Source organism: Clostridium sp. OS1-26 (assembly GCF_030915445.1).
Classification (GTDB): Bacteria; Bacillota; Clostridia; order Clostridiales; family Clostridiaceae; genus Clostridium_AM.
The window spans coordinates 4,067,821-4,092,870 of the sequence record NZ_CP133264.1 but is presented as its reverse complement, the minus strand read 5'-3'; the positions used below and the strand labels follow the sequence as shown (position 1 = coordinate 4,092,870).

The following is a 25,050-nucleotide window of genomic DNA, read 5'->3' as shown; positions in this document are numbered from 1 at the left end:
TAAAGAAAATGGAATAAAGAATTATTATTCCATCAATTACCGGGATATAACAGATGAAGTTAGAAAATGCTATTGTTAAATAAGATAGTCGTATAAAGAATTAGGAGTGTGAACCTAAAAAACATGAAAAATAGAGTGAAATCAATCTTTTTTAACAACGCAGATATAATTATATTTTTTATAATAATCATGATAAAAGTTTTTCATTATGCTAGAGTTATATCCCCTTATAAACTTGAAAACACCTTAAAAATCGCTATAATAGCTTCAATACTACCTATTGTTTCAATCGCTTTTATTTTAACCAAAAGAAGGTTAACTTTTTTATATATTGTGGATCTGATGTTAAGTTTATTATTAGTAGTAGATATGATTTATTATAAATATTATAAAGATATACTATCCATAAGAGTAATAAGTAATAGTGTTTTGCTTTCAGGAGTTTCATCAAGTATAAAGCAATTAGTTGTACTTTCTGATTTTATTTACTTAGTAGACTTAATAATATTACTTCCATTTATAACTTTTGCAAAAAAAATGAGAATAGAATATTATAGAACTAATGTCAGAATGGGTTTATTTGCATTTATATTTTCTATAGGATTTATAGTAGATGGCTATAGCATAAGTATGCTTAATAAACAGCAGCCTTTACTCTTAAAAACTATGTCTAATAAGCTTTATATAGCTAACGCATTAGGTGTGTTAAATTATCATATATTAGATTTATATGACTTTAGTTCCAGTAGTATAAAAAATAAAAATATAAGCACTCAAAGAATCAATGAAATAAAAGCTTTTTTTAACAATAATCAAACAAAAATTTCAGGTAATCTAAGTGGAGAAGGCGTAGGAAAAAATTTAATTGTTATCCAAGTAGAAGCACTTCAACAATTTGTCATTAATTCTAAAATAAATGAAAATGTAATAACCCCTAACTTAAATAAATGGATAGATAAAAGTCTTTACTTTGATAATTATTTTTATCAGGTAGCATCAGGCACTACTTCTGACGCAGAGTTTATGTCAATGAACTCATTATATCCAGCAGAATCTGGCGCAGCTTACTATAGGTATGTAGCAGATACTTTAGAGTCATCACCTAAGTTATTTAATAATAAAGGATATTATACAGCTGCATTGCATGGGTATGCTGAAGGATTTTGGAATAGAGAATCAATGTATAAAACAGAAGGTTTTAATAAATTCTATGGAGAACACAGTTATAATATTAATGAAACTGTAGGGCTTGGACTTAGCGATAAATCATTTTTAAATCAATCATTTGAAAAACTTAAAACTTTCAAGCAACCTTACTATACATTTCTAGTAACCTTAAGTAGTCATTTCCCTTTTAATGATACTAAAGGTTACGGAAACTTCGATGTTGGAGAATATGAAAATACTTTGCTTGGAGATTATCTAAAAGGTATACATTATACTGATGCTCAATTAGGAAATTTTTTAGATAAACTTGAACAAGAAGGAATTATGAAAAATTCAATTGTAGTAGTATATGGTGATCACTACGCTATACCTACTACTGATGTGGATCAATTATATAAGTTTGAAAACGTAAGTGAGCAGTCAGATTTGACCTGGTATAAGTATCAAAAGGTCCCTATGTTTATACATTTTCCTAATGATAATCATAAGGGCATAAATCATACTTATTCCGGTCAGATGGATTTGTTACCAACCTTAGCTAATATGTTTAATCTCCCCGTTAAATATGTATTTGGTAAAGATATTTTGAATACCAATACTCAATATGTTATTTTTAGAGAAGGTTCTTTTACTGATGGAAAGATTTTTTATATATCATGGGCTAATGCCTACTACGATATAGCAACTGGTAACCCCATTACTGAAACCCCAGAACTTAAGAAGAAAAAGGAAGAAATATTAAATGACCTCAGTTACTCTGATGATGTTTTGAACCATAATTTGATTAAAAAATTTGAAGGTTCTACTAAATAAATACAAATAATTATTTATCTTAAATTAAATAAACGGTACAGGGAGCAATCACTGTACCGTCTTTGGGTATATAACTAAAGTTTTAAATGAAAAGAATATATTGTATATAAAAACTAAAATAATTTAAGTGAGATGAATATTTATGATAAAAAATTTTAAAATAAATATATTATCAATTTTAATTATTATAATTACATTTGTAATAGTCAGACAATCTATAGTACTGCATAGAGATTTTAAGAATATTGAAATTCCTACTAGGGAAAGTAGACAATTGGGAAATATGAGTACTTATAAATGGTTAACTGTAAAAAAATTATCTCACAAATATAATATAAGCGAACAGGAGATTTTTAAAAATCTTGAAATTATTCCTCATAGAGGCGATGAAAATATACCTATTATTGAATTAGCTAAAAAATATAATAAAGCTCCAGAAGAAATTAAAAAGAATTTAAGGAAATTCAGGGAAAATCATAAAGATTTAGAAGGTACAAAACATGAGTAGTTTTACTTATTTACTAATAACATATTTTAGAAATTATAATATTTGGTTTCTAAGTATCTTAATCATACTCGGATGTCTAGGAATTCCAACTGGAGCAAGTTTGGTAGTAATAGCATCTGGAGCTTTTGCTTATGCTGGTGAATTTAATATAGTGATTCTTTTATTAGAAATTTGGTTTTTTTCATGTGCTGGTGATAGTATTGCCTATATTATGTGGAAGGTTATTGGACACAAATTTTTAAATAAATCTTTAAGAGTAAAAACTTATTTTGAACCTAAAATAAAGAAAGCACAAAATTATCTAAAAAAACACGGTAAAGGTGCGATTTTTTTTACTAGGTTTTTAATATCAGCTATGGGACCTTTCGTTAATGCAGCAGCAGGTATTACAGAATACAAATTGGCGACCTTCTGTTTATTTGTTGCTTTAGGCGAGTTATTATGGTCTTGTATTTATTTAGAATTAGGTTATTGGTTTGGTGATTCTTGGGAAAGCATAGTTCCTCTAGTAACACAAATTGGTGAATTTTTAACTTACATAACTATTTTAATTATTGCCATATACTTTTTTATTAAAATGATTAGAAAAAATAAAAGGAAAAGGTAATGCTAAGGAAGCATACTCGTAAATTCAAAAATTTGTCTATTAATCTAAAAACTATCAAAACTGATCAGTTAGTTTTGATAGTTTTTTATTTGCGCCATTTACCTCTAAATAATCAGAAAGCATAATGAATAAATTGTTTTAAATTTAATCTAGTTTTAATAATATTTTAATTGTTCTTTAAATATTGTTAGCTAATATATTGTTTAAGCAATAAATTTTTCACTTCAGCTTTTATTAAATTCTAATAGGTTTATAAGTTTACTTCATTGGATTAAATTAAGTCAGCTTTGCTCGACTACGCAGCGTTGACTTAACTTCACTAATATCCTTAACATTACTTTTCGCCATTTTTATGTAGAATAAGGCTGAAGGTATAAGAAATAATTGAAAGATTATCAGCGTAATCATATAGTTATTTGGTTCCTTTACATATTTAGACACGATGGCAAGCAAATAACCAATACCGACATTACCAAAAGTTCTCCCTAAACTATTAGCGATGTTAGCTACACTAAAGGCCGTTCCTCTGTGTTCCGGAAGGTTCACATCTGTTATCAGAGCAAGCCAGTTTGGTGTGTTTGCTGATTGGGCCGCAGAAGCAAGAACAGATAAAACAAACATCGCAGCCATCCATGGATTCATAATTATTTGCTTCAGTATACTTATCAGTATTAAATAAGAATTATTACTGTTACTCAATGATAGATTATTCATTGGAATTATAAACATTGCTAAATAAAGTGGCGCAGTAATAAAGACAAAAAATGAAGTTAGTAAAGCTCTCCCTTTGTAGGTTTTCCTTTGGGATACGTCTCCTAGATAACCAAAAAATGCTGATGAAAGGCCACCTATTTGAAACAAAGCAAATAAATATCCTGATGCAATGATTGCTATCCGGGCACTGTATCCCTGATGTTGGATTTTGGATATATATAATGTTGGAAGCCAAATTAAGCTTCCAGTTGTAATATTCATAAAAAATCCTTGAAAAAATAATAGAATATTACTACGTTTTGAGATTATTTCAGAAAAATGCTTAAACTCGATATTATAATTATATTCATATCCTTCTTTAACAAGTTCCTGCAATTCCGGTTCCGATTCTCCCAAAGTAGGTTCTTTTATGAAGAGATATAGAATAGTTAAGAAAAAGCCTATTATACTTACAACTTCAAATGGTTTTTTCCAGTTTGCTGCTGTAGCAATAAGTGATGCCATTAATGCTCCTGCAATTCCGCCAAAGCCTTGAGACATTCCCCAAAGACTTAACAACATTCCACGGAATTTTTGTGGAATGTAATCAGTTAAAACACTAAATCCAATTGACGCAATACATCCTAGCCCGATTCCAGTAAAAATTTGAAAAATAAAAAGCTGAACATAAGTACTACTGCGTGATGTCAAAAATACTGATATTGACCATAAAACAGTACCAATAATAATAAGATTCTTACGATTAAATTTTCCTGAAAGGTAACCCCAGTAAACTGAGGAAATGGATGTTACTAAAATATTAACAGCTGAAACCATTCCAAGGGCTGATATATTGACATTTAAATCCTTTGCGATTGAAGAAAAAAGTGGCGGAAACAGTCCTATAATAATGTTATCAAAAGCAGCTAAGGCTACAAAAACAAATATAGTATAAATCATTTTTATATTAAGAGTGTTCATTAATACTTACAGCTCCTTTTAAGTACGATTTACAATATGATGAAGTAAAGTTTTACCTAACTGATATATTATTATAGCCTATTTTTATTAATATATCTATTTAACCTTATTGGTATAGATAAAAAATAATCTTTGGGGAAAAATAGTTTCAAAAGTACAATCCTTGTAATAATTAATACATTTAGCGTATGTTCCTTAAAATAATTTTAGTTTTCAATTAATCTAATTGACGAAAGGAGCAATATCATGATTAGAAATATACTTATTATTTCATCTAATTTTACAGGCCATGGACATAAAAGTATAACCGAGTCTTTATGCGAAAAATTTGAAAACTATGATGATATTAAAGTTCATGTTGTAGATGGTTTTTCACTTGGAGGAACTACTCTACTTAAGATAGGCAAATCATATGGACCAATAACTAGAGCTTCCGAGAACTTATGGCAATTAATTTGGGATGTATCTTCTATTAGACCGTCGTTGGTTAACGAGTTTATTGAATTAATAATAAAAGATAATTTTTTACAACTATTAAGAGATGTAACTCCTGACTTGATCTTATCTGTACACCCAAATTTTAACGGCTCAATTATAAACATATTAGAAAATTATAAAATTGAAATTCCATTTATTACTCTAATTGCAGATTTAGTAAGCATTTATCCCCTATGGGCAGATCCTAGAGCCAGTTATATTATAAGTCCAACACAAGAAGCAAAAGACAAGTGTATAGAATACGGTGTTTCTGAAGAAAAAGTAAAAGTTTTAGGATTTCCGGTACGTTCAAAGTTTTATAAAGATATTGGAGATGACGAAGAACATAATAACTATAATACTGACATGCCTTTAAGTTGCTTAATAATGAGTGGTGGAGAAGGTGTAGGTAATATGAGAAAGTTAGCTGAACTTCTTCTTAATAACTTTAATTGCACTGTAAAAATTATCGCAGGCCGAAACACAAGACTAAGAAAGAAACTAGAGCAATCATTAGTTGAATCCTATGGTAACAAGGTTGAAATTTACGGGTTTATGGAAAATATACAAGATTTAATGTTCTCCTCTGATATTGCATTTACAAGAGGAAGTCCAAATGTAATGATGGAAGCTATCGCATGTAATTTACCATTAATAATAACAAGTGCTTTGCCTGGGCAAGAAGAGGGAAATCCAAAGTTTGCTGAAAAATATAAACTTGGGGTAGTATGTGAAGATATTAAAAATGTACCAAATACTATAAGCGATTTACTTGCAAATAACGCAGAAAAATTAAACCAAATTAAAAGTTCCCAAAGAAGCTATAGCAATCCTAATGTTGCAAAAAACATTGTGGATTTTATCTTAAGTATAGAAAATAATACTAAAGCTATAATACCCTCTGCAAATTTAGTCTCAATGGAAGCAGCAAATAAAAGTTCATTGGTCAAACCTTTTAAAAAAATAAAATTACTAATGTTAAACGTGATTAGATCCTAGTTATAAATCCATATGACTACTTTTCTACGCTTTATTATGTAATAGGAGACTGTCTCAAAATAAAATTTTGAGATGGTCTCTTTGCGTGTATAAAACAGAACTTGTATGCCAAAATCTGTAGACCAACAGAAGAAGATGGCATAATTAAGAACGGTGGGCGCTGATGCTCATCTGACAAGTTTCGCTGCAATTCTATCTGCTCTTGTGTTGGGCCCCACTCCTCAACGTAGGATATAGTGAATCCAAGTCGGACCAACATATTAATGTTAGGTTGCAATTATTCAGTGTTGCTTTATTACACCTTTAGCAAACCAATCTGTAGAATGAGAACCTTCATCTAAGTAGCTATCGATAGGCCAAGTCTTACGACCTGCAGCATTAACAGAACTCCTCTCTATCATATATATTCTATGTTATTATAAATCTCTCCTTAATTGTAAAATAATTAATCTACTACTTCAAAAATAATATTTATTATAATTTTTTCTCTTATCTCAAGTTCATAAGCATTTCTGTAATAAAGATGATCATTTTACTTACACCATATAAAAAGCGATACTTGAATATCATAATTGATAATTTCAAAATATCGCTTTATCTCTTTAACCTATATTTTCTTTTTTTCTTCTCTAATTATTCTCCTAATAGTCTGCTCAGTGAGATAATACTTCTCTGCCAGCATTTTAATAGAACTTCCTGTTTTGTAGCTATTAAAAATCTCTATATTTCTGTCTTTTAATTCATTCTTTATGCCGCTGTTTTCTCCCCAAGCCTTCTTATTTTCACATTTTCTCGGTATATATAAATAACCACCATCTATATATTGCTGAATTAATTCAACCACATCTTCTGGTAATATATTTTGTGCTTTTTCATGTTTCATGATACTTGCTCCTATCTACATTTCATTTTGTAAATAATGAAGCAAAGTCTGCACAAAAATATCTTAGCCTAAATAAAATTCTTAAATTCGGCTCCGAACAAAACTATGTTCTATATCTTCGCGCAGCTTTGCACGGAGCCTTCCCTCGCAACATTTAACTTCGAAATTTTCATACTTTATTCCCCCTCACTTGGTTGTCTGTTTATAAAATAAATATATCATACTTTTCTTAGTCTCTCCAGTATAACTGATTCATTCTGCAGTACAAGTACTGCTCCAATAATAAAAACTACTCCCATAATTTGCGTAAATACCATTGTTTCCTTAAGCACTAAAAAAGCAAGAATTAATGTTATAGGAAGTTCTGCTGTTGCTATTATTGTACTTTTCTCGGAACCTACCAAAGCAATACCCTTGTACAAAAAAATAACCGGTAAAATTCCTGAAACAACCGCAAGTTCAAAAACATAAAATATCATCTGTGGACTCAAAGTTATATTAAAGCTAAAAAAGCCTGGATTAATAATAGCCGAAATTACGAACATAACAACAGATGTATACATTGCCAAAACCTCTGACTTTACGTCATTAAGCTTTAAATCAGCAAATACATTAAAAAAGGCGTACGATATGCTGCATATAACTCCATAAACAAGGCCTGTAACAGGTGTTTGAGCAACACTTAAGTTAAAAAGATTTATTACCATTCCACTTCCTATTACTGCAAGCATCAGTGCCAAATTATTTACCAAACTAATTTTACGTATACCAGTTATAACAAAAAATAATGTAACAAAAACTGGATGTGTAAAAATAAGCATTGATGCAATACCTGCATTTATCTTTTCAAGAGCTAAATAAAAAAATACTGTAGTAGCTGTACTGCCAAAAGTCCCTTGAATAATTACTCTTTTAAGTTGTCCCCTCGTAAGTATCATTGACTTTTTATCCTTAATGAAAAGATATACAAACATTATTACTGCACTTACTGCATTCTGCATGACTAAAAGATCATACACTTTCATTCCTGTATTAAAAGCACTCTTCCCTATTATAGCTATTAAAGCAAAGAAAAAAGCTGCTAAAGCTACATACATATATCCTAAACTACTTTTTTTCAATTCAAACACTCCTTAGCAAATATATTACATTTAAAGAATTTTATAGCACGCCCTTATTTCTAACTTATTTTAGCATGACTATATCTTCTCATGCAACTTATGAAAAGTCACAGTATTCAACAGTATATATCTACAAGGAAAGGGAAAAAGATATAGTATCATAAAGATGCTGTATCCTTTTCCTTGCTTCAAATATAGCTTTATTTTTACATAGAGTTCAAGATTATCAGTTTTTTAATAATCATTATTGACTAATAATTATATTTATGAGATAATATAGCTAAATATTTGAAAATTATTGCTAATCAATATAAACTTTGTAAATAAATATTTGCAACTTGATATGCTAATAATAAGTATTAGAAAAATTTTATTTAGGTATTAAGTTAAAGTTTTAAATAACAGTTAAAGGAGAAATATAAAATGTTAAGAAAGATAGAAAGTAACAATATGGGCAGCAGTAATCTTGGGTGGCTAAGAAGCAAATTCCACTTTTCTTTTGCAGAGTACTACAATCCAAACAATATAAATTTTGGAGTTTTAAGAGTTATAAATGACGATTTAATTGACCCTAACACTGGATTTGATACTCATCCTCATAAAGATATGGAGATAATATCCTATGTAGTTGATGGCAAGCTTACTCATAAGGATAGTATGGGTAATGAGAATACTTTAACTCGTGGTGATGTACAATATATGAGTGCAGGAACAGGAGTGTATCATAGTGAACATAATTTTGGAGAAAATATATTAAGGCTTTTACAAATATGGATATTCCCTGATAAGAAAGGTTATGAACCTAACTATGGAGACCACAAGTTTAACTGGAATGATAGAAAAAATAAGTGGCTTCATATGGTTTCAAGCAAGGCTGGAAACGTACCAATAAAAATAAATCAAGATATTAATATTTATTCCTTAGAACTTGAGAAGGGAAAAGAAATTAGTTTCCCAGTAAAGAAAGGAAGACAGGCGTATTTGGTACAAATAGAAGGAAAATCTGAATTAAACAATATTGAGTTAGCAGATAGAGATGGAATGGAAATAGTCGAAGAAGACATTTTGATACATTCTAAAGAAACTTCTCATATTTTAATTTTAGAAATGAATAAACAAGATTAACTTCTCTAAATCAAAAAAAATTGGAATACATTAAATACTACTTGCAAATAATAAAAAAATATTTTATATAAAATTGGAGGAATGATTAAATGGCAAAGGATTTTTATACTGCTGTAGCAGACAGACGTACATTTTATGGAATTAGCAAGGAGGCAGTAGTTTCAGACGAGAGAATTAAAGAGATTATTGAACATGCTGTAAAACATACACCATCATCATTTAATTCTCAAAGTGCAAGAGTAGTCCTATTATTAGGAGAACATCATAATAAATTATGGGACACTACAAAAGAAGCCTTAAGAAAAATTGTACCAGCAGATAATTTTAGTTCTACTGAAAATAAAATAAATTCATTCCGTAATGGATATGGTACAATTTTATTCTTTGAAGACAATAGTGTAATTGAATCTCTTCAACAACAGTTTGCCCTTTATAAGGATAACTTTCCAATCTGGTCAGAGCAGTCAAGTGGCATGCATCAATATGTTATCTGGACTGCATTAGAAATTGAGGGATTTGGAGTATCCTTACAACACTATAATGAACTTATTGAAGCTGATGTAAAGAAAGAATGGTCAATACCAGATAACTGGAAGCTTATTGCGCAAATGCCTTTTGGGAAACCAACAGCGCAACCAGATGAAAAGCAATTCCAACCATTAGAGAATCGCATTAAGATATTTAAATAAATTATAATTTAATATAGGGTTACAAGATGATCAAATGACTTATACTCCGGAATATATTTATAGCTCTTTTTTACGTAAATATATTCCGGAGTATAAGTCATTTTTCTTGTTTGAAATTTCATGGTTTACTTTAGAGTTTAGTTGACATAATATTGTAATTGTTAACTAAATTCACGAAATAAATAAAATATATAAAAAGCAGGTACGAAAACTCTTTAATTCTTATACCTGCTTTTTAAACTCTATTTATTATAGCTATATTATATAAGTTAAGCTTTTACTATGCTTTCTACCATTTCTTTTGCTGCATACTTTATAGTATCAAGTTTATATTTGCGAGTCTTTCTTGTAATGCCTATAAAATCAAATCTTTCAGCCTTGATATGAGTTAACAATCTCTCCATTGAAGTTAAGCATGGGACTACTCCGTTCCCGCTTCCACCAGCAGCTGCTACTGAAATTACTGGTTTCTGTTGTAAAAAGGTTTCTTCCTTCCAAGCTTCACATCTACGCAATCTATCAAAGAAAGCTTTGGCAGATTCGCTAAGGTCTCCCCAATAAACCGGTGTAACTATCACAAAGCCATCAAACTCTTTCATGGATTGATGAAGTTCTTGGAAACCATCTTTTACCTGGCATTCATGATCTTTAAGACAAGGCCCCCAGCCATTACCACATGCATGGCAAGTTCCAATCTTTAAACTGTTTAAATTTACAATAGTTACTTCTGCGCCCCCTTCTTTAGCCCCCTCTAAAGCTGCTTTTCCACAGGCCGCAGTGAGCCCGTCCTCATTTGGACTGCTTGTTATAACCATTATTTTCATATTGATCACTCTCCTATTCTAATTTTCATCCCCTTAGATTCTATATCGTACATACTACCATAAATATACACTTACTGGGACAGTTTTTATAAAAATCTCAAAAAATAATAGTACAAAATTCTTTTACAATTTATAGTGAACATAATATTAATAGTCTACTTTATGCCAATTTTTATCAGTTTCTTCAATTATTTCTTGAGTACCATCACTTTTTACTGCCTTCACCTGTACATCTTTGGCATCACTGATAGCATACCAAAACCTTTTATCACCTTTAACTTCAATTATTTTCGCTGGTTTTTCACCTGCATATACTTCAGAAATAGATTTATCATCAATTGCTCCTGAATAAATATATGGGACTTGATTCATTGAAGACCATTTAATAGGTGAATCCCATTTTGCTCCTCTTGTTTGTCTCCAATTCCACTTATCCTTTTCTTTTTCAAAATATGCAATAAAAATTATTTCTTCTTGTAGGTTATTCTCTATAAATATCGCAATGGCATCATTTTCGCGTGCAACATTCATTTCCTTATGGATGAGCGAATAATTCTTTTCTCCTTTATGCATTTTATTCATAGTTGTGTAAAAGAAATTCTCAAATGTTTCTTCCTTTAAACAACCAATTAAAAGAGCTATACAAATTAAAAACAAAGAAAAGATTTGCTTTTTCAATTTTCTCTCCCCTTCTATGTTTTTTTATAATAGTAAGACATAATAAAATACAAGTGTATAATATTTTACAAAAATATTGACTCTTTCTTGGCCTAAAGTTTATTACTGCATATACTTTTCCACCAATTCATAGCATCTATTTTCTGTTGTATTTGCCATGGAGTTCATATATATAACTGATTCCATTGTTCCACCTTTCATTGAAGATGACTCTTCTTTGGCTTTAGCATCTCTATTTGATATCCACTTTATTTCTTCGCTTTGTAGTTTTTTCATATCACTAGCTGATAGTTGTCCTTTTAATACACCATAAATTTCATTCAAAGCAGCATCCCATCTTTTGTATCTTTCATTTGCGGCCTCTCTCATATATAATGTTTTTCCTGAAGCATCTTTTTCATCTAAAGCCTTTAATTCCAGTTGAATTTTATCTAGTTTAGCTCTATATTCCTCTTTCTTGCTTACTTTTTTTTCTTTATTTTTTTCTTTTTCTTTTTCTGTTTCAGCTAACTCAGAGTCAATTCTCCCCTTCAATTTGTTAATGTTAGCTTTTTGGGCTTCTTCTAATTCCTTACTATTTAACTGCTCTATTAAAGCCTTAGCCTCATCATATTTTTTTTCATCAATTAAGCTGCTCACTTTATTGATACTATTGTCAACTTCTTCTTTAACCTTTACCTTATCCTCTACCTTGCTATTTGATGTGTCGTTATCCGTATTTTTTACAGTGCTTTTTCCACACCCAACTGTTCCTAATGCTAATACTAACACTAGAACTCCTAAAATTTTTTTCATGCTCATATTCCTCCAGTAATAATAACATGCTGTAACATTTTTGATTTCATTATACCATATTATGCCAAAATAGACATTAACGTGGCAAACTTATCAAAAGAAATACATTGCTAAGTCCTCTATCTGAAGCTGTAGATAATGGTAAAAGCGTTGTGCTAGTATCCCATAATACTCATTGGGCTAAAAAAGCACATTTAAGAGGGGTGTACTCCATAGGAAAAAATAGTCATAAAAAGTCTCTTTTATTTTATAATTTTTTAAATTAAAATAATAATAAATTATAAAGGATGGTTTTATTATGGACGAAATAGATAAAAAAATTATTGAATTATTACAAGAGAACTCTCGTATTTCAATTACTGACATTGCAAAAATAATTAATCTTTCTAGACCAAGCGTTAGTGAAAGAATTGAAAAATTAATTGAAAAAGGTGTGTTAGAAAAATTTACGACCTATATACCTGCCCATAAAGTTGGTCATGAGGTCAGCTTTTTTATGGAGATTAGTAATATAAAGATCTCCTTTGATAAAATAGTTAATATTCTTCTTTCCAATGAATATATAACTGAAATTCATTGTGTAACTGGCAATACCAATTATATTGTGCGGGCATCCATGCCAAATATTGAAATGATGAACCAATTATTATCTGAACTAATGAAATATAGCCATGTAACTACATCAATAGTTCTGCATTCACCTCTAGCTCATAGACCAATAAAGCCACTTTAACCTTAATCAAAAATCTATTTATTGCTAAGATTTTTTACTTTATATTTGATTTGCTTTAAAATCATAAACTTATTTCTCCTTAAATTCTGTAGAGAAACTAACTGACCGTCTAGTGCTCTTATCTATTCCTTCATGTTGTAAGTTATCTGTAAATAACATCTTCCTTTCGAAGGAAATACACTGTAATATTCTTCAAATGTTTATGTTTAAATTAACTTGTTTATATTATTATTTCTGTATACAGTTAAATTTTTAAGGGGGAATATGATATGAAGCATGAATTTAAGGATGGATTAGAATTTGCCAGAGAATTAGACAAGCTAGATAAGCTCCATCATATTAGAAAGCGCTTTTATCTAAATGAAGGTGAAATCTACATGGATGGGAATTCTCTAGGATTAAGCTCCAAGGACGCAGAGGAATCTTTATTAAATGTCTTCAATGTTTGGCGTAAGGAAGGAATCAAAATATGGGGTGTTGAAAATGGACGTTACTTTAATTTTTCAAGAAATATTGCAGAGAAACTAAAAAATTTAATTAATGCCGATGCAGATGAAATCATTATAATTGGGAGTATTACTTCGAATATTCATCAAGGATTGGCGACTTTCTATGAACCTACAAAAGAAAAGTACAAAATTATTGTTGATGAATTAAATTTTCCTACAGATATTTATGCTGTTAAGAGTATGATTGACCTTAAAGGTTACAATGTTGAAGATACATTAATTGAAATCAAAAGCAGAGATGGTCGTACTATTTCTGAAGAAGATATTATATCAAAAATGAATGATGATGTTGCGCTAATCCTATTGCCAGCAGTTCTATATCGCAGTGCTCAACTTTTAGATATGGAGATAGTTACTAAAGAGGCTCATAAGCGTGGAATTATTATAGGATGGGATTTAGCCCATTCAATTGGATCTGTTCCTCATGATTTTAAAAAAATTGATCCTGATTTTGCAGTGTGGTGCTCATATAAATATCTAAATGCTGGACCTGGCGCAACTGCTGGTATGTATATAAATAGAAAGCACTTTAATAAAAGCACTGGATTTAGAGGTTGGTTTGGATGTAAAGATGAAAGCCAATTTCTAATGAGTCATGATTTTGATCAAGACAAAGATGCAAATGGATGGCTACTCGGAACTCATAGTATGTTTTCAATGGCACCTTTAGATGGAGTTCTAAATGTCTTTAATGAAGTCGGGATGAAAAACATACGTGCTAAATCGCTGCATATTACTGCATACTTAATGTATTTAATCGATAACAAGTTATCTAAATATGGATATTCAATTGGCAATCCTCGTGAGGATCATCGCCGCGGAGGTCATATTTGTTTAGAGCATGATGAAGCATATAGAATAAGTCTGGCACTACGTGATAATAATGTACTTCCTGACTATCGTGAGCCAAACGTTATTCGTCTAGCTCCTGTTGCATTATATGTTTCATACGAAGAGGTTTATCATTTAGTAGAAATTCTCGAAAGTATTGTTAAAGATAAAGAATTTGAAAACTACTCATTAAAAAGAGTAACAGTATTATAGGCATCCGATTGGGTTTCTATATAGAGTTACTAGGCCGAAAGTTAGTTTCTCTATATAAATACCCACTACCTAATATTAGCTTAAATTACTAATAATGCATGGGCTGTAAAACGCTTCACAATTGGATTGTTTTCAAAATTACTTTTAAACATTGGAAATATTATAATACCATATTTTTCAATACTTTTGTTGACATAACAACCCCCAGGGGTAAAATTAAAAATCCATTATCCCCGGGGGTGAATTAATTATTGTGTTAAACTTTTTATTGTTCTAAATATTCCTTTGTATATAGATGTTTCAGCATCTCCATCCTCTATTTTTGTCTCATAGCCTTTAATTCCTATGGCTGCTGTGGTTTTCTTAACAAATATTAAGCCATCATAAGATTCTATAGGTACCTCTGGCAGCATCCATTGGTTAGGTCTTCCATTATAAATAGCTCCAATGCTGTGTATCAGTTGTTTTTGTGATAACCATGCTGAAACATTTGTATCTTTCGAAGCTGATTTAAAATCTATAAAACTTAAAGGAACACCTGTCTTTTCAAAACTATATGCAAAAGAATTCGAATCTGAGCTGGATATATTAAATTTTGCTAAACCTGAACCTATTGTTTGACCTCTACTATCACATGGAATAGCCCTAAAACTGCCTTGATAAAAATCAAATCCTATTGCGTAATACTCATCATTAAACATCTCTTTAAGATTCTGTCCCATTGATTTATAGTTACTAATTTTTTTAGTTATATGCCCATTATGTGCCCAAAGCATAATTTTATCATTACCAAATTGTTTTTCATAATCTAAAATCCATTTAGCATTTTGTGCCATGTAATGGTCTCTTGTATTACTTGCTTTTCCCCAACCTTCAGTTTTTGTTATTATTACATATTCTACGCATTGATTAATAACATTTAAATCCTGAAGTACTTTTTCATATTCACTAATAGAACTCTTGTTAACATAATCTTGTTTTTTCTCTTCAAAGATATTTTTTAATTGTTCAGTACCTTTTTTAATATTCTCTAATTTTTCTTTATCTAATGAATACAGATTATCGTTCACATCTGATAATTTCCCTTTAAACTCTGACAATTTATTATTATCAACTTTTTTTATATACTCTAAAACTCTAGCACTATTTTTATCACCAGACTGCATATCAAACCCATAAAATTTAATTTTTGTTTTATGTTCAGGATTTTCATTATAATTTCTCATCCACTCTACCATGTCAACTACTTCTTCTGTTGACCATGTCCAAAATTTCATAGACTTAATGGCATCCTCTGCATTTCCCTTTCCATAAAGTATATAATCATTAACATCTTGAGCGCCACCAAATTCAGCTTCTATGGCAAAAAGTCTATATCCCATTTTTTCAACTAAAAACTCAAACATGCGGTGCTTCATTTCAAAAATTCTTTAGTACCATGAGTGGCTTCTCCCATTGCTACAATTTTTTTATCTTTTAGTATTTCTTGAAGTTTATCTAAGTCCTCAAATCCATTCCCAGCTTTTGTAGTTTTTAATGGTATTATCTTATTTTGCAAATCAACACTTTGTGCCTCTTCTGCTTTTCCACTTATGCACCCCCAATTAAATAAAATGAGACTTAAAAATAATATAGAAAATAAAATTCTTAAGTAACTTTTTAAAGTTTTCACACATATCCCTCCATTTATAATATTTTAGTTTATACCCATTTAATTTATAATAACATATAAGCAAAAATTTTAAACCAATATGATACAAATTATACATATTTAAGTACGAAATGTCACTTTTTATAATAACTCCTTTTTTGTACTTCAATTGCATTAAAAGGGATTGCATCAAAATAAATTATTATACAAAAATATTTTAAAATAGCCCCAAATATATTATAAATAATTAACTTTTCAAATAAAATTCGGTTATAAACAGAGTTCTTGGCATAAGATGGAGTTTTAACTCCATCTTATGCTTAGAAATCGTTATCCAGGGACGTAGCCGCTCTTTACTCCCACTTTGAGAAGGGGGAGTATTAGAGCGGGTAGTCATCGGATAAAACAGATAAGGGACTTCTCATATTGCATTTTTATGCATTATGAGACATCCCCTTTTATGTTTATTTTACTATATTCACCTTTTCACCATCAGCTAATATACTTTGTCCTTCGGTAATTATATCATCATTCTCTTTTATATTGCCTGATACCTCTGTGAATTTATTATTTGAAATTCCAATGTTTACAGATACCTTTTTAATCTTACCATTTTCTACTATATAAATATAATTTACGCCATTCTCTATTTTGATAGCTTGATTAGGAACAGTTAACACATTATCCTTGCTTTCCGTTTGTAAAGATACTTTTGCAAACATACCAGATTTTATCTCTCCGTTAGCGTTATCAATTTTAATCTTAACAATATAAGAGTTGTCTTTAGAGTTAGCTTCTGGACTTATTGTCTCTATAACTCCCGGCATTTCTTTATTTTCTAGTGCACTTACAACTACTGGTATCGATTGTCCTACTTGAAGTCTACCCAAAATTTTATCTGGAACAGTAATCTCTGCAGTTACACTAGTTGAATCTATAACAGTAACAGAACCGGATTGACCGCCTGTCATTTGACCTACTTCAACATCTTTTGCTGCTACTATCCCTGAAATAGGTGATGTAATTTTAGCATTATCTATTTGAATTTGTACAGAGTTTACTCCTGCTTGTGACTGTGCTACTTGAGCCGCTGCAGCTTTTGTGTTTTGCGGACCAATTTTATCGAGTACTAAATTTAAGCTGGTTTGATCTGCATTTAAATCTATAGATGCATTGTCATATTGAGTTTTCGCATCATCCAAGTCTTTTTTGATATAGCCCCTGCTGCATATAATTTCTGCATTTTATCATAATTGTTTTGTGCATCATTAAATCTCACTTTTGATTTTTGAAGAGCCTGTTCCGATTGAGATACTTGCTGTGCCAATGCTGAATCACTTGTTTTTTCTAAGTTAGCATTTGCTGCTTGAAGCCCTGCCTGTTGTGACTGAAGATTTGCCTCTAACTCTGCTGTATCCAATGTGTATAGTAATTGTCCTGCAGTAACCTTGTCTCCTACATTAACATTGACACTAACAACTCTTCCACCAGTCTTAGGGAAAACAACCACTTGGGTTTTGGCTTTTAAATTGCCTGGGAATTCTACATCTGCTGATATACTTCCGCTCTTTATTTTTTGTACCTTAACATTTCTTAGTTCTTGCTTTGCTTCCATTCCTTTATCTTTCTTTAAAGAACGAATACCCTGAAATGCAGCAGCAACTATTAAAATCAGAACTACAATTGATATTACTTGCTTCTTTTTAATCTTTTTTACACTAATTCCTTTAAAGTTCATATTCTCCTGCCCCCTTTACCTTTTTGCTTCTAGTCTTTCTAAAAATAAAGTTTTTAAAATCATCTATAAATGTATATACTACTGGCAGTACAATAGGCGTAACTACAGTTGATACAATCATACCACCTATTATTACCACTCCCATACTCCTTTTCATCTCACTTCCTTCTCCTAGTGCTAATGTAACTGGAAGCATGGAAACTATCATTGTGGCAGTTGTCATTATTATAGGTCTTAATCTTGTCATACCTGATTCTATAAGGGCATCTTTTAAAGTCATACCTTTTTTCATCAGTGTGTTCGTATAATCTATTAGTAATGTACCATTTTTAGAGGATAGTCCTTCAAGCATTATTATTCCGATTCCCGACATTACATTTAAACTTTGTTTAGTTACTGCTAAAGCAATCAACGCTCCCATTAAAGCAAAAGGTAATGCAACCATTCTTATGGCTGGTGTTAAATAGGATTCATAAAGTACTACTAGTATCATGTATATAAGCGCTATAGATGCTCCGAGTGCCAGCATAAGAGATCTACCGGACTCATTCATATTTTTATCTTCACCACCAAAGCCTATAGTATATCCAGTCGGTACTTTAAGTGATTTTAATTTATCTTTAACATCATTAATAACTGGTCCAACTGCTCTACCTTGAACATTAGCCTCTACAACAGCTACATCCTGTTTATTCTCTCTTTCTATAGATGGAGGAGTATCTGTTTTTTCAATAGTTGCAACCTGGCTTAGTAATATTTGCTGTCCTAAAGTATTAGATATTCTTATATTTTTAATATCATTAACACTTTGAACTTCTCCCTTCATAAATTTAAGAGTTATATTATTTTCTTCATTATTTGCTCTATAAACTCCTACCTGATTACCTGATAATGCAACTCTTATAACCCCACCTATATCTGAAGTATTAAGTCCATAGTTAGAAGCAGCTAATCTATCTACACTTACTCTTATTTCACTATTTCTCACTTTTGTTGAATTTCCTATATCCGTTGTTCCTGGAGTCGCTTTTATTAATTTTTCAACCTCATTTGATAATGCTTTTAAGGTGTCTTCATCTTTTCCTTTTATTTTAATAGATACTGGTTTACCACCTCCACCGCCGCTATCAGATTCTGCTACTTGAAAATCTATTCCAGGTATCTTTTTACCAAACTCACGAACCTCACTTGCAACCTCGCTTTGACTCTTTTTACGTTCTTTCTTAGGAACTAAATTAACATAAAGTCTAGCAACAGCTTTATCCGAGCCTGATTCACCATTTCCTCCAACTATCGTAAAATAGTTTTTTATTTCTTTAGTTTTATGCAAATAGTTTTCTACTTCAACTACCTTTTCATTTGTTTGTTTTAGTGTAGAACCAGGGCTTAGTGATATATTTATAGTGATAAAGCTTTCATCAGATTTAGCCATAAATTCTGTATTTATCGCTCCAGTAAAAAAGAGTGCTATACTGAATACTATGCCTGATATAGATATAATTAAAACCTTCCACCTATTATTTAATGACCACAGAAGAGTCTTTTTATATAATTTTAAAACCTTGCTAAACAACCCATTTTTCTCTGCCTCTTCTTTCTTTTTAACATCTGTTTTTTTAAGTAATTTAGAAGAAAGCATTGGAGTAAGGGTAAAAGAAACTATAAGAGAAAATATTGTAGCTATAGCTATTGTTAATCCAAATTCTTTAAAAATTTGTCCTACCGTACCTGACATAAAAGCAATAGGCACAAATATAACAATATCACACAAACTTATAGCAATTGCTGCAAGTCCTATTTCTCTACGACCAGTAATAGATGCCTCTATAGGATTTTTCCCCATGTCTAAATGTCTTTGTATACTTTCCAGTACTACTATAGAGTCGTCTACCAGAGTACCTATAACTAAAGATAACCCCAAAAGAGACATTAAGTTTAAGGTAAAATGGAATTGATGCATAAGGAAAAAAGTAGCTATAAGGGACGTTGGTATAGAAACTAACACCACCAGTGATGAACGTAAACTTCTAAAGAATAAGTAAAGTACTACTGCTGTAGTTACTATTCCTTCTAGAAGGTTATGTTTTATCTCTGTCAATGCAGAAGTAATAAAAATAGTATTATCAAATGCAACATCTATGTTTATTCCTTTAGGTATAGTTTTTCGAATTTCATCTAGCTGTTTTTTTACATTATCAGCTACTGTCACTATGTTGGCATCACTTTGTTTTGTAACCATTATTCCTATAGTCTTATTGTTCTTAAATCTTATTGTAGTATTAGACTCTGGAACTTCCATGTCTATTTTAGCTACATCAGAAAGATGTATATTTCCTCCTGCTAAAGTTGGTATTTGTAAATTTTTAACGTCATTAATATTCTTGAATTGACCAACTACTCTTACGGATTCATCCATATCCTCCTGTTTAATTTCTCCACCTGGTATGTTTAAATTATTTGATTGAAGTTTTTGTTCTATAGAGTTAACACTTACTCCATAATAGCTCATAGCTGTTTTATCAAGTTTTATCATTAGTTGTTTTTTGTCTCCACCTACTAATGTAACTCTTCCTACCCCTGTTACCTTTTCTATCTCATCCTTTAATCTATCAGATTCATTATAAAGCTCGTCATAATTAGCAGCTCCATTTACAGATAGAATTAAAATTGGTTGATCACTGGCGCTCATTTTATACAGGATAGGTTTATCAGCATCTTTGGGAAGCTTGCTTGATGCATTCTCAACTGCTTTCTGAACATCTAAATAAGCTGTGTTTGTATCTACCTTCATCTTAAAAGTTATTGTAACTGTACCATATCCTTCTTTTGCACTGGAGTTAATTGTATCAATACCACTAATTCCAGATACAGAATCTTCTATAGGTTTTATAATATCCTTCTTTATATCTTCTGCACTAGCTCCATTATAAGAAGTAGTTATTGATATAACAGGTATATTCATGGATGGCAATAAATTTGATCCCATATTTTTATATCCAATGACACCTAGTGCAAGTATTAGCACTACTGCCATCCATATTGCGGTTGGTCTTTTTACTGATAATTCGGTTATACTCATGTTTGTCCTCCTTTTTAATACTATCTATCTTTTAAAGACTAAGATATTCATAATCCATAGCCTTAAAATTCCTTAAGGGTGAAATCATGTTACTTATCGATACAAATAGTGGAACTAGAAAAGCAGTAAAAATGCTGCCTACATGAAAACTATAGACATACTGACCATTAGGCTTAAAGGCTACTATATTTAACAATTCTACTGCTATTATTGTGAATGTAATACCAAAAATAAATGCCAATAGGTTTAAGGTTATATTTTCTTTTAAAAGCTTCTTATATATAGTCGTTTTTTGTACCCAATAGCAATTAAAATAGCAAATTCACCTTTTCTGTTTGAAAACAGTATATGATTTAAGTTACCAAGTGAAATACATAAAACTGTAATTACTATAAAATTTAGAGTATATTTAAGAGAATTCACAACCTGAAGTACTTCATTCATCTCTTCATATGCAGACTTATAATCAATAATAGTAACCTTACTTTCTTTCATAGCTGCAAGTTCATCATTAATCATTTTGTCATTTCTATTTTTTAGAGAAAATATTAAACTGTGGTTTAGCATCTCTTCTCGTTTTGTATGCCCAGCATTAGTTGTTAGCATGATATCTACAGTTCCATCGATTATACCGCATACCTTGTATCTTTTATTTAAAATTACATTTAAATCAGTATCTTTACTTAAATAATCTCCTATTTTAATCTTATTTTGCTTGGCAATCTTAAGCGGTATAAGTAGTTCATTACTGTTTGCTGAAGGAAGTTTTCCTTCCACAAGCTTTATATCAAAAGCTTTAAGAATTTTAGGCATATCCTCTTCAAAAACATTAAAACCTTCAGTACTAATGTCACCAAAGGGGCTTTTATATCGAAAACTTCCAATATTATTTATAATGGGTATTATATACTCTACATTACTACATTCCTCGATTTTATTTAAAATTTTATCTGGTATGGGATCTTTAGTATTAGACTCAACACTTGTTGCTTTTTCAAACATATTTAAGGAGCCCCGGTTTATTTGAAGTATGCTGCTGTATAATATTATTGAAAAGAAATATATAATAAATACACCTAAGGACATACATGCAAAACCTGGCAGAACTTTCTTTATGTTATTTTTTAGATAAATGGCCGTTGAGAGAGGTTTCATTATATTCCTCCCCTGCCTTTATCAATGGAAACAATGGCACCATCAAACATGTTAATGACATAATTGGCATTCTTTAAAATACTATGATCATGAGTTACTACTATAATCATCTTATCTTTTTTATAGCTCTCAAGAAATTTCATTACCTCTATAGCACCACTAGAATCTAATGCTGCTGTTGGTTCATCTGCAAAAATTACTTTTGGATCTCCTATTAATGCTCTCGCGATAGCAACTCTTTGCCTTTGACCTCCAGACAGTTGATAAGGTTTTTTGTTTGCAAGATGGGCAACCCCAAAATTACTAAGTATGGATACTGCTTTTTCTTTTGCCTCTCTGCTATCATCATTTATTGGTACTAATACATTTTCTAGTACAGTCATATACTCAATTAAAAAATGTCTCTGAAAAATAAAACCAAAATCTCTTCTTCTTATACCAGCACTTTCAGAGGGAGAAATTTTATTATAATTTATATCTTTATAATAAACCTTTCCTGAAGTAGGTATTTTAAAACCTGCTAGTGCATAAAGAAGAGAGCTTTTCTGCTTCCTGAAGGTCCCATAATTCCAATAAATCTATCACCATCTAGAGAAAGATTTATATCCTTAAGTGCATAGGTTTCAGCTTCTTTACCTATGTCATAAACTAAATTTACGCTTTCCATTTTAAAAATCATAATATTCTCTCCTTAGGCATCCTCAAAATGCTAATACTAAATCTAAAGTTAGTTATTTTCAATCATCCCAATAGGATTAAGTTTGTTTATCATTTCATTTACAGGCACTATAGTAAATAATGTAGTGAATAGAGGTATATATAAAGATACAAGAAAAGCCTTTCCGTCAAATACTACTCCTACAGCACCGATATTCTCAAAAATATTTTTTTTAACCAAGTAACTTATCCCAATGCCTAAAAGTAGTCCTAAAACATATGAAATTGTATTAACTATCGTAACCTCTAATACTGCCATCTTTAGTATCTGACCTTTGGTGTAACCAATAGCATTTAGTATTCCAACGCCCTCTTTTCTATTAAAAAACTCAACATATTTTGAGCTTCCAACTGTAACTACCATTAGAAATATAGATAATATACTTATGACCTCTAGAATTTTCATAGAACCTTCAACCTCATGAAATTCTTTATCCAAAGTATTAAAAGTGTTATATACTGCTTTCCCTTTTGGTAAGCTCTCAACTAGCTTGTTAACCTCATTAATCTTATTTCTTTTAGGAAAAACTATTATTCCTCTCTTCAAAGACTTTTCATTATCACTATAATCCTTAAAAATTTCATTATTAAAAGGTACAACAGACAACATACTTGCACCCTTTAGTATTCCGACTACCTTATATTCTCCATTTATCCCATCAAACTTATCGAATGCATTTCCAACGCTATCTCCAATAGTTATTTTTTTATTTTTTGCGACCAAGTAATTTACTGCAATTTCCTTTTTATCTTTTTCCGGCAATCTTCCGATCATAACCTGTATAGATTCTTTCTCTAAAAAATAATTCATATCTTTGTCTTTTACCCCTATTACCTCCGCCCAAGTTAAGCTTCCTGGAATACTGTACTTTATCCCATACTGCATAAAAGGAACTAATCTTTCTACATTTTCATTATCTTTAACTTTTTTAATTATGTTTTCATCATCACAGGACATAATGGTAGCATGGTATTTATAAGAATCTATACTAAGTTTATACAAAGAGTTCTCTACTGACTTCACAAAGGTATTAATCAAATACAAAAAAGAAACTGCAATTAACACCGGAATAATAGAACTTATAACTTTATCTTTATTTCTTCTACTATAGTTTAAAATTGATAAAACCTTCATTACTATATTCCCTTCTAAGTAAGCATTTATTTTCCTTACCTGTATTTCTTATCCGGTTTACTTCCAAATATAATAATAAGCGAAATTACGACAATAAAAAAGTTACCTTAGTCACATTTTTTTATGACTGTGGTAACTTTTTTATTATGATTTAATTCTTTTTTTTATCTGGTACCAAGGACTCTGTTTATCTCAACTGCAGCTGCAGTTCTATCTGAAGTTCCAAGTTTACTGTAAATATTACTTATATAATTCTTAACTGTACCTTCAGATATAAAAAGTGATGAAGCTATCTGGCGGTTATTGAAACCCATTGACAGCATTTTTGCAATTTCGATTTCTCTCTCTGAAAAATCATGCAATATCTTTTTTTCTTTAGGTTTAATTATGGCATTTTCAGAAAGCTTTTCAACAAGCTTTTTAGCTACACTTGAAGGGAGCATAAGTGAACCTTTGTAGGCATCATTTATAGCCTTAACAAGTTCATCTCCTTCTATGTCTTTCAGTATGTATCCCGCCGCTCCATAATTTAAAGCCTCAACAATATAATCCACATCGTTAAATGTAGTTAAGATTAAAACAACAACTTCAGTATATAAGCTTTTCAATATTTTAGTACATTTAACTCCATCCATTTTAGGCATCCTTATGTCCATTAATACCAAATTTGGAGGGTTCTTTTTACAAAAATCTAATACCTCTTCACCATCCTTTGCCGTGCCTACAACTCTAAAATTCTCTTCTAACTCTAAAATTGTCTTTAATCCGTCTCTCATTAAAGTTTGATCATCTGCTATCAGTATTTTTATTTCGTCCATATCCCACAGTTCACCTCATTAAAAGTATTTATCGTGCAAAAACATTAGTAATACATTTTGTAGTGCACTGAAACTTGAAAACATAGACCGACGTATAAGTTGACTTTCGGT

General features: G+C 30.6%; 25 protein-coding genes. 8 read left to right on the top strand and 17 right to left on the bottom strand.

Annotated elements, in window-relative coordinates:
- The first annotated feature begins 342 nt into the window (after positions 1-342).
- The 3 genes from RCG18_RS20225 (at position 343) to RCG18_RS20215 (ending at position 3,095) form a co-directional block, all read left to right on the top strand.
- The gene (locus RCG18_RS20225; protein ID WP_308037827.1) at positions 343-1,980 is read left to right on the top strand and encodes an LTA synthase family protein; all 1,638 of its coding nucleotides are present in this window, start codon (positions 343-345) and stop codon (positions 1,978-1,980) included.
- Positions 1,981-2,122: 142 nt separating this feature from the next.
- A complete protein-coding gene (locus RCG18_RS20220; RefSeq protein ID WP_308037826.1) occupies positions 2,123-2,488 on the top strand; it encodes a hypothetical protein in 366 nt (121 codons plus the stop codon).
- Positions 2,481-3,095 carry a DedA family protein gene (locus RCG18_RS20215; RefSeq protein WP_308037825.1) on the top strand — a complete coding sequence of 205 codons (615 nt, stop codon included), beginning with the start codon at positions 2,481-2,483 and terminating at the stop codon, positions 3,093-3,095. The genes RCG18_RS20220 and RCG18_RS20215 overlap by 8 nt, the downstream gene beginning before the upstream one ends.
- A 276-nt stretch (positions 3,096-3,371) precedes the next feature.
- Here RCG18_RS20215 and RCG18_RS20210 read toward each other — a convergent pair whose 3' ends face one another.
- Positions 3,372-4,769 carry an MFS transporter gene (locus RCG18_RS20210; protein ID WP_308037824.1) on the bottom strand — a complete coding sequence of 466 codons (1,398 nt, stop codon included), beginning with the start codon at positions 4,767-4,769 and terminating at the stop codon, positions 3,372-3,374.
- Positions 4,770-5,015: 246 nt separating this feature from the next.
- Here RCG18_RS20210 and RCG18_RS20205 point away from each other — a divergent pair, with 246 nt between their 5' ends.
- Complete coding sequence (locus RCG18_RS20205; RefSeq protein WP_308037823.1) at positions 5,016-6,245, top strand: glycosyltransferase; 1,230 nt, start codon at positions 5,016-5,018, stop codon at positions 6,243-6,245.
- A gap of 607 nt (positions 6,246-6,852) precedes the next feature.
- Here RCG18_RS20205 and RCG18_RS20200 read toward each other — a convergent pair.
- Entirely contained in the window at positions 6,853-7,128 is a 276-nt protein-coding gene (locus RCG18_RS20200; RefSeq protein ID WP_308037822.1) for a CD3324 family protein, read from the bottom strand.
- Between the two features lie 218 nt (positions 7,129-7,346).
- Positions 7,347-8,249 (bottom strand): DMT family transporter, encoded by a 903-nt coding sequence (locus RCG18_RS20195; protein ID WP_308037821.1) that lies wholly within the window; start codon positions 8,247-8,249, stop codon positions 7,347-7,349.
- A 423-nt stretch (positions 8,250-8,672) separates the two neighbouring features.
- Between RCG18_RS20195 and RCG18_RS20190 the strand changes: the two genes are divergently transcribed.
- Positions 8,673-9,374, top strand: coding sequence for a pirin family protein (locus RCG18_RS20190; RefSeq protein WP_308037820.1), 702 nt, complete (start codon positions 8,673-8,675; stop codon positions 9,372-9,374).
- Positions 9,375-9,463: 89 nt separating this feature from the next.
- Positions 9,464-10,063, top strand: a complete 600-nt coding sequence (locus RCG18_RS20185; protein WP_308037819.1) for a nitroreductase family protein — start codon at positions 9,464-9,466, stop codon at positions 10,061-10,063.
- 269 nt (positions 10,064-10,332) lie between these two features.
- On the opposite strand, the gene RCG18_RS20180 is transcribed toward RCG18_RS20185, so the two are convergent.
- The 3 genes from RCG18_RS20180 to RCG18_RS20170 form a co-directional block, all read right to left on the bottom strand.
- Complete coding sequence (locus RCG18_RS20180; protein WP_308037818.1) at positions 10,333-10,887, bottom strand: flavodoxin family protein; 555 nt, start codon at positions 10,885-10,887, stop codon at positions 10,333-10,335.
- Positions 10,888-11,034: 147 nt separating this feature from the next.
- Entirely contained in the window at positions 11,035-11,565 is a 531-nt protein-coding gene (locus RCG18_RS20175) for a hypothetical protein (RefSeq protein ID WP_308037817.1), read from the bottom strand.
- Between the two features lie 102 nt (positions 11,566-11,667).
- Positions 11,668-12,360 carry a lysozyme inhibitor LprI family protein gene (locus RCG18_RS20170; RefSeq protein ID WP_308037816.1) on the bottom strand — a complete coding sequence of 231 codons (693 nt, stop codon included), beginning with the start codon at positions 12,358-12,360 and terminating at the stop codon, positions 11,668-11,670.
- 298 nt (positions 12,361-12,658) lie between these two features.
- On the opposite strand from RCG18_RS20170, the gene RCG18_RS20165 reads away from it, so the two are divergent.
- On the top strand, positions 12,659-13,093 hold the full coding sequence (locus RCG18_RS20165) for an Lrp/AsnC family transcriptional regulator (protein WP_308037815.1): 435 nt from the start codon (positions 12,659-12,661) through the stop codon (positions 13,091-13,093).
- A 269-nt stretch (positions 13,094-13,362) separates the two neighbouring features.
- Positions 13,363-14,646 carry a kynureninase gene (kynU, locus tag RCG18_RS20160; protein ID WP_308037814.1) on the top strand — a complete coding sequence of 428 codons (1,284 nt, stop codon included), beginning with the start codon at positions 13,363-13,365 and terminating at the stop codon, positions 14,644-14,646.
- Between the two features lie 248 nt (positions 14,647-14,894).
- Here kynU and RCG18_RS20155 read toward each other — a convergent pair whose 3' ends face one another.
- The 11 genes from RCG18_RS20155 to RCG18_RS20105 form a co-directional block, all read right to left on the bottom strand.
- Positions 14,895-16,052 (bottom strand): erythromycin esterase family protein, encoded by a 1,158-nt coding sequence (locus RCG18_RS20155; RefSeq protein ID WP_308037813.1) that lies wholly within the window; start codon positions 16,050-16,052, stop codon positions 14,895-14,897.
- An 8-nt stretch (positions 16,053-16,060) separates the two neighbouring features.
- Entirely contained in the window at positions 16,061-16,318 is a 258-nt protein-coding gene (locus RCG18_RS20150) for a hypothetical protein (protein WP_308037812.1), read from the bottom strand.
- Between the two features lie 443 nt (positions 16,319-16,761).
- The gene (locus RCG18_RS20145) at positions 16,762-17,499 is read right to left on the bottom strand and encodes an efflux RND transporter periplasmic adaptor subunit (protein ID WP_308037811.1); all 738 of its coding nucleotides are present in this window, start codon (positions 17,497-17,499) and stop codon (positions 16,762-16,764) included.
- Positions 17,460-18,035: a biotin/lipoyl-binding protein gene (locus RCG18_RS20140; protein ID WP_308037810.1), complete on the bottom strand. Its 576-nt coding sequence runs from the start codon at positions 18,033-18,035 to the stop codon at positions 17,460-17,462. Before RCG18_RS20140 ends, RCG18_RS20145 begins: the two co-directional genes overlap by 40 nt.
- Positions 18,025-21,114 (bottom strand): efflux RND transporter permease subunit, encoded by a 3,090-nt coding sequence (locus RCG18_RS20135; RefSeq protein ID WP_308037809.1) that lies wholly within the window; start codon positions 21,112-21,114, stop codon positions 18,025-18,027. The genes RCG18_RS20140 and RCG18_RS20135 overlap by 11 nt, the downstream gene beginning before the upstream one ends.
- Positions 21,115-21,145: 31 nt before the next feature.
- Positions 21,146-21,355, bottom strand: a complete 210-nt coding sequence (locus tag RCG18_RS20130) for a hypothetical protein (RefSeq protein WP_308037808.1) — start codon at positions 21,353-21,355, stop codon at positions 21,146-21,148.
- Positions 21,356-21,378: 23 nt separating this feature from the next.
- Entirely contained in the window at positions 21,379-22,269 is an 891-nt protein-coding gene (locus tag RCG18_RS20125; protein WP_308037807.1) for an ABC transporter permease, read from the bottom strand.
- The gene (locus RCG18_RS20120) at positions 22,269-22,778 is read right to left on the bottom strand and encodes an ATP-binding cassette domain-containing protein (protein WP_308042065.1); all 510 of its coding nucleotides are present in this window, start codon (positions 22,776-22,778) and stop codon (positions 22,269-22,271) included. The genes RCG18_RS20125 and RCG18_RS20120 overlap by 1 nt, the downstream gene beginning before the upstream one ends.
- 11 nt (positions 22,779-22,789) lie before the next feature.
- On the bottom strand, positions 22,790-22,948 hold the full coding sequence (locus RCG18_RS20115; protein WP_308037806.1) for a hypothetical protein: 159 nt from the start codon (positions 22,946-22,948) through the stop codon (positions 22,790-22,792).
- A 48-nt stretch (positions 22,949-22,996) separates the two neighbouring features.
- A complete protein-coding gene (locus tag RCG18_RS20110) occupies positions 22,997-24,121 on the bottom strand; it encodes an FtsX-like permease family protein (RefSeq protein WP_308037805.1) in 1,125 nt (374 codons plus the stop codon).
- 164 nt (positions 24,122-24,285) lie between these two features.
- A complete protein-coding gene (locus tag RCG18_RS20105) occupies positions 24,286-24,939 on the bottom strand; it encodes a response regulator transcription factor (protein WP_308037804.1) in 654 nt (217 codons plus the stop codon).
- Between the last annotated feature and the right edge of the window lie 111 nt (positions 24,940-25,050).

Coding starts and splice junctions, on each gene's coding strand:
- RCG18_RS20225 (WP_308037827.1), top strand. CDS start 343: ATGTTAAGTTTATTATTAGTAGTAGATATGATTTATTATAAATATTAT.
- RCG18_RS20220 (WP_308037826.1), top strand. CDS start 2,123: ATGATAAAAAATTTTAAAATAAATATATTATCAATTTTAATTATTATA.
- RCG18_RS20215 (WP_308037825.1), top strand. CDS start 2,481: ATGAGTAGTTTTACTTATTTACTAATAACATATTTTAGAAATTATAAT.
- RCG18_RS20210 (WP_308037824.1), bottom strand. CDS start 4,769: ATGAACACTCTTAATATAAAAATGATTTATACTATATTTGTTTTTGTA.
- RCG18_RS20205 (WP_308037823.1), top strand. CDS start 5,016: ATGATTAGAAATATACTTATTATTTCATCTAATTTTACAGGCCATGGA.
- RCG18_RS20200 (WP_308037822.1), bottom strand. CDS start 7,128: ATGAAACATGAAAAAGCACAAAATATATTACCAGAAGATGTGGTTGAA.
- RCG18_RS20190 (WP_308037820.1), top strand. CDS start 8,673: ATGTTAAGAAAGATAGAAAGTAACAATATGGGCAGCAGTAATCTTGGG.
- RCG18_RS20185 (WP_308037819.1), top strand. CDS start 9,464: ATGGCAAAGGATTTTTATACTGCTGTAGCAGACAGACGTACATTTTAT.
- RCG18_RS20180 (WP_308037818.1), bottom strand. CDS start 10,887: ATGAAAATAATGGTTATAACAAGCAGTCCAAATGAGGACGGGCTCACT.
- RCG18_RS20170 (WP_308037816.1), bottom strand. CDS start 12,360: ATGAAAAAAATTTTAGGAGTTCTAGTGTTAGTATTAGCATTAGGAACA.
- RCG18_RS20165 (WP_308037815.1), top strand. CDS start 12,659: ATGGACGAAATAGATAAAAAAATTATTGAATTATTACAAGAGAACTCT.
- kynU (WP_308037814.1), top strand. CDS start 13,363: ATGAAGCATGAATTTAAGGATGGATTAGAATTTGCCAGAGAATTAGAC.
- RCG18_RS20155 (WP_308037813.1), bottom strand. CDS start 16,052: ATGTTTGAGTTTTTAGTTGAAAAAATGGGATATAGACTTTTTGCCATA.
- RCG18_RS20140 (WP_308037810.1), bottom strand. CDS start 18,035: ATGAACTTTAAAGGAATTAGTGTAAAAAAGATTAAAAAGAAGCAAGTA.
- RCG18_RS20135 (WP_308037809.1), bottom strand. CDS start 21,114: ATGAGTATAACCGAATTATCAGTAAAAAGACCAACCGCAATATGGATG.
- RCG18_RS20125 (WP_308037807.1), bottom strand. CDS start 22,269: ATGAAACCTCTCTCAACGGCCATTTATCTAAAAAATAACATAAAGAAA.
- RCG18_RS20115 (WP_308037806.1), bottom strand. CDS start 22,948: ATGATTTTTAAAATGGAAAGCGTAAATTTAGTTTATGACATAGGTAAA.
- RCG18_RS20110 (WP_308037805.1), bottom strand. CDS start 24,121: ATGAAGGTTTTATCAATTTTAAACTATAGTAGAAGAAATAAAGATAAA.
- RCG18_RS20105 (WP_308037804.1), bottom strand. CDS start 24,939: ATGGACGAAATAAAAATACTGATAGCAGATGATCAAACTTTAATGAGA.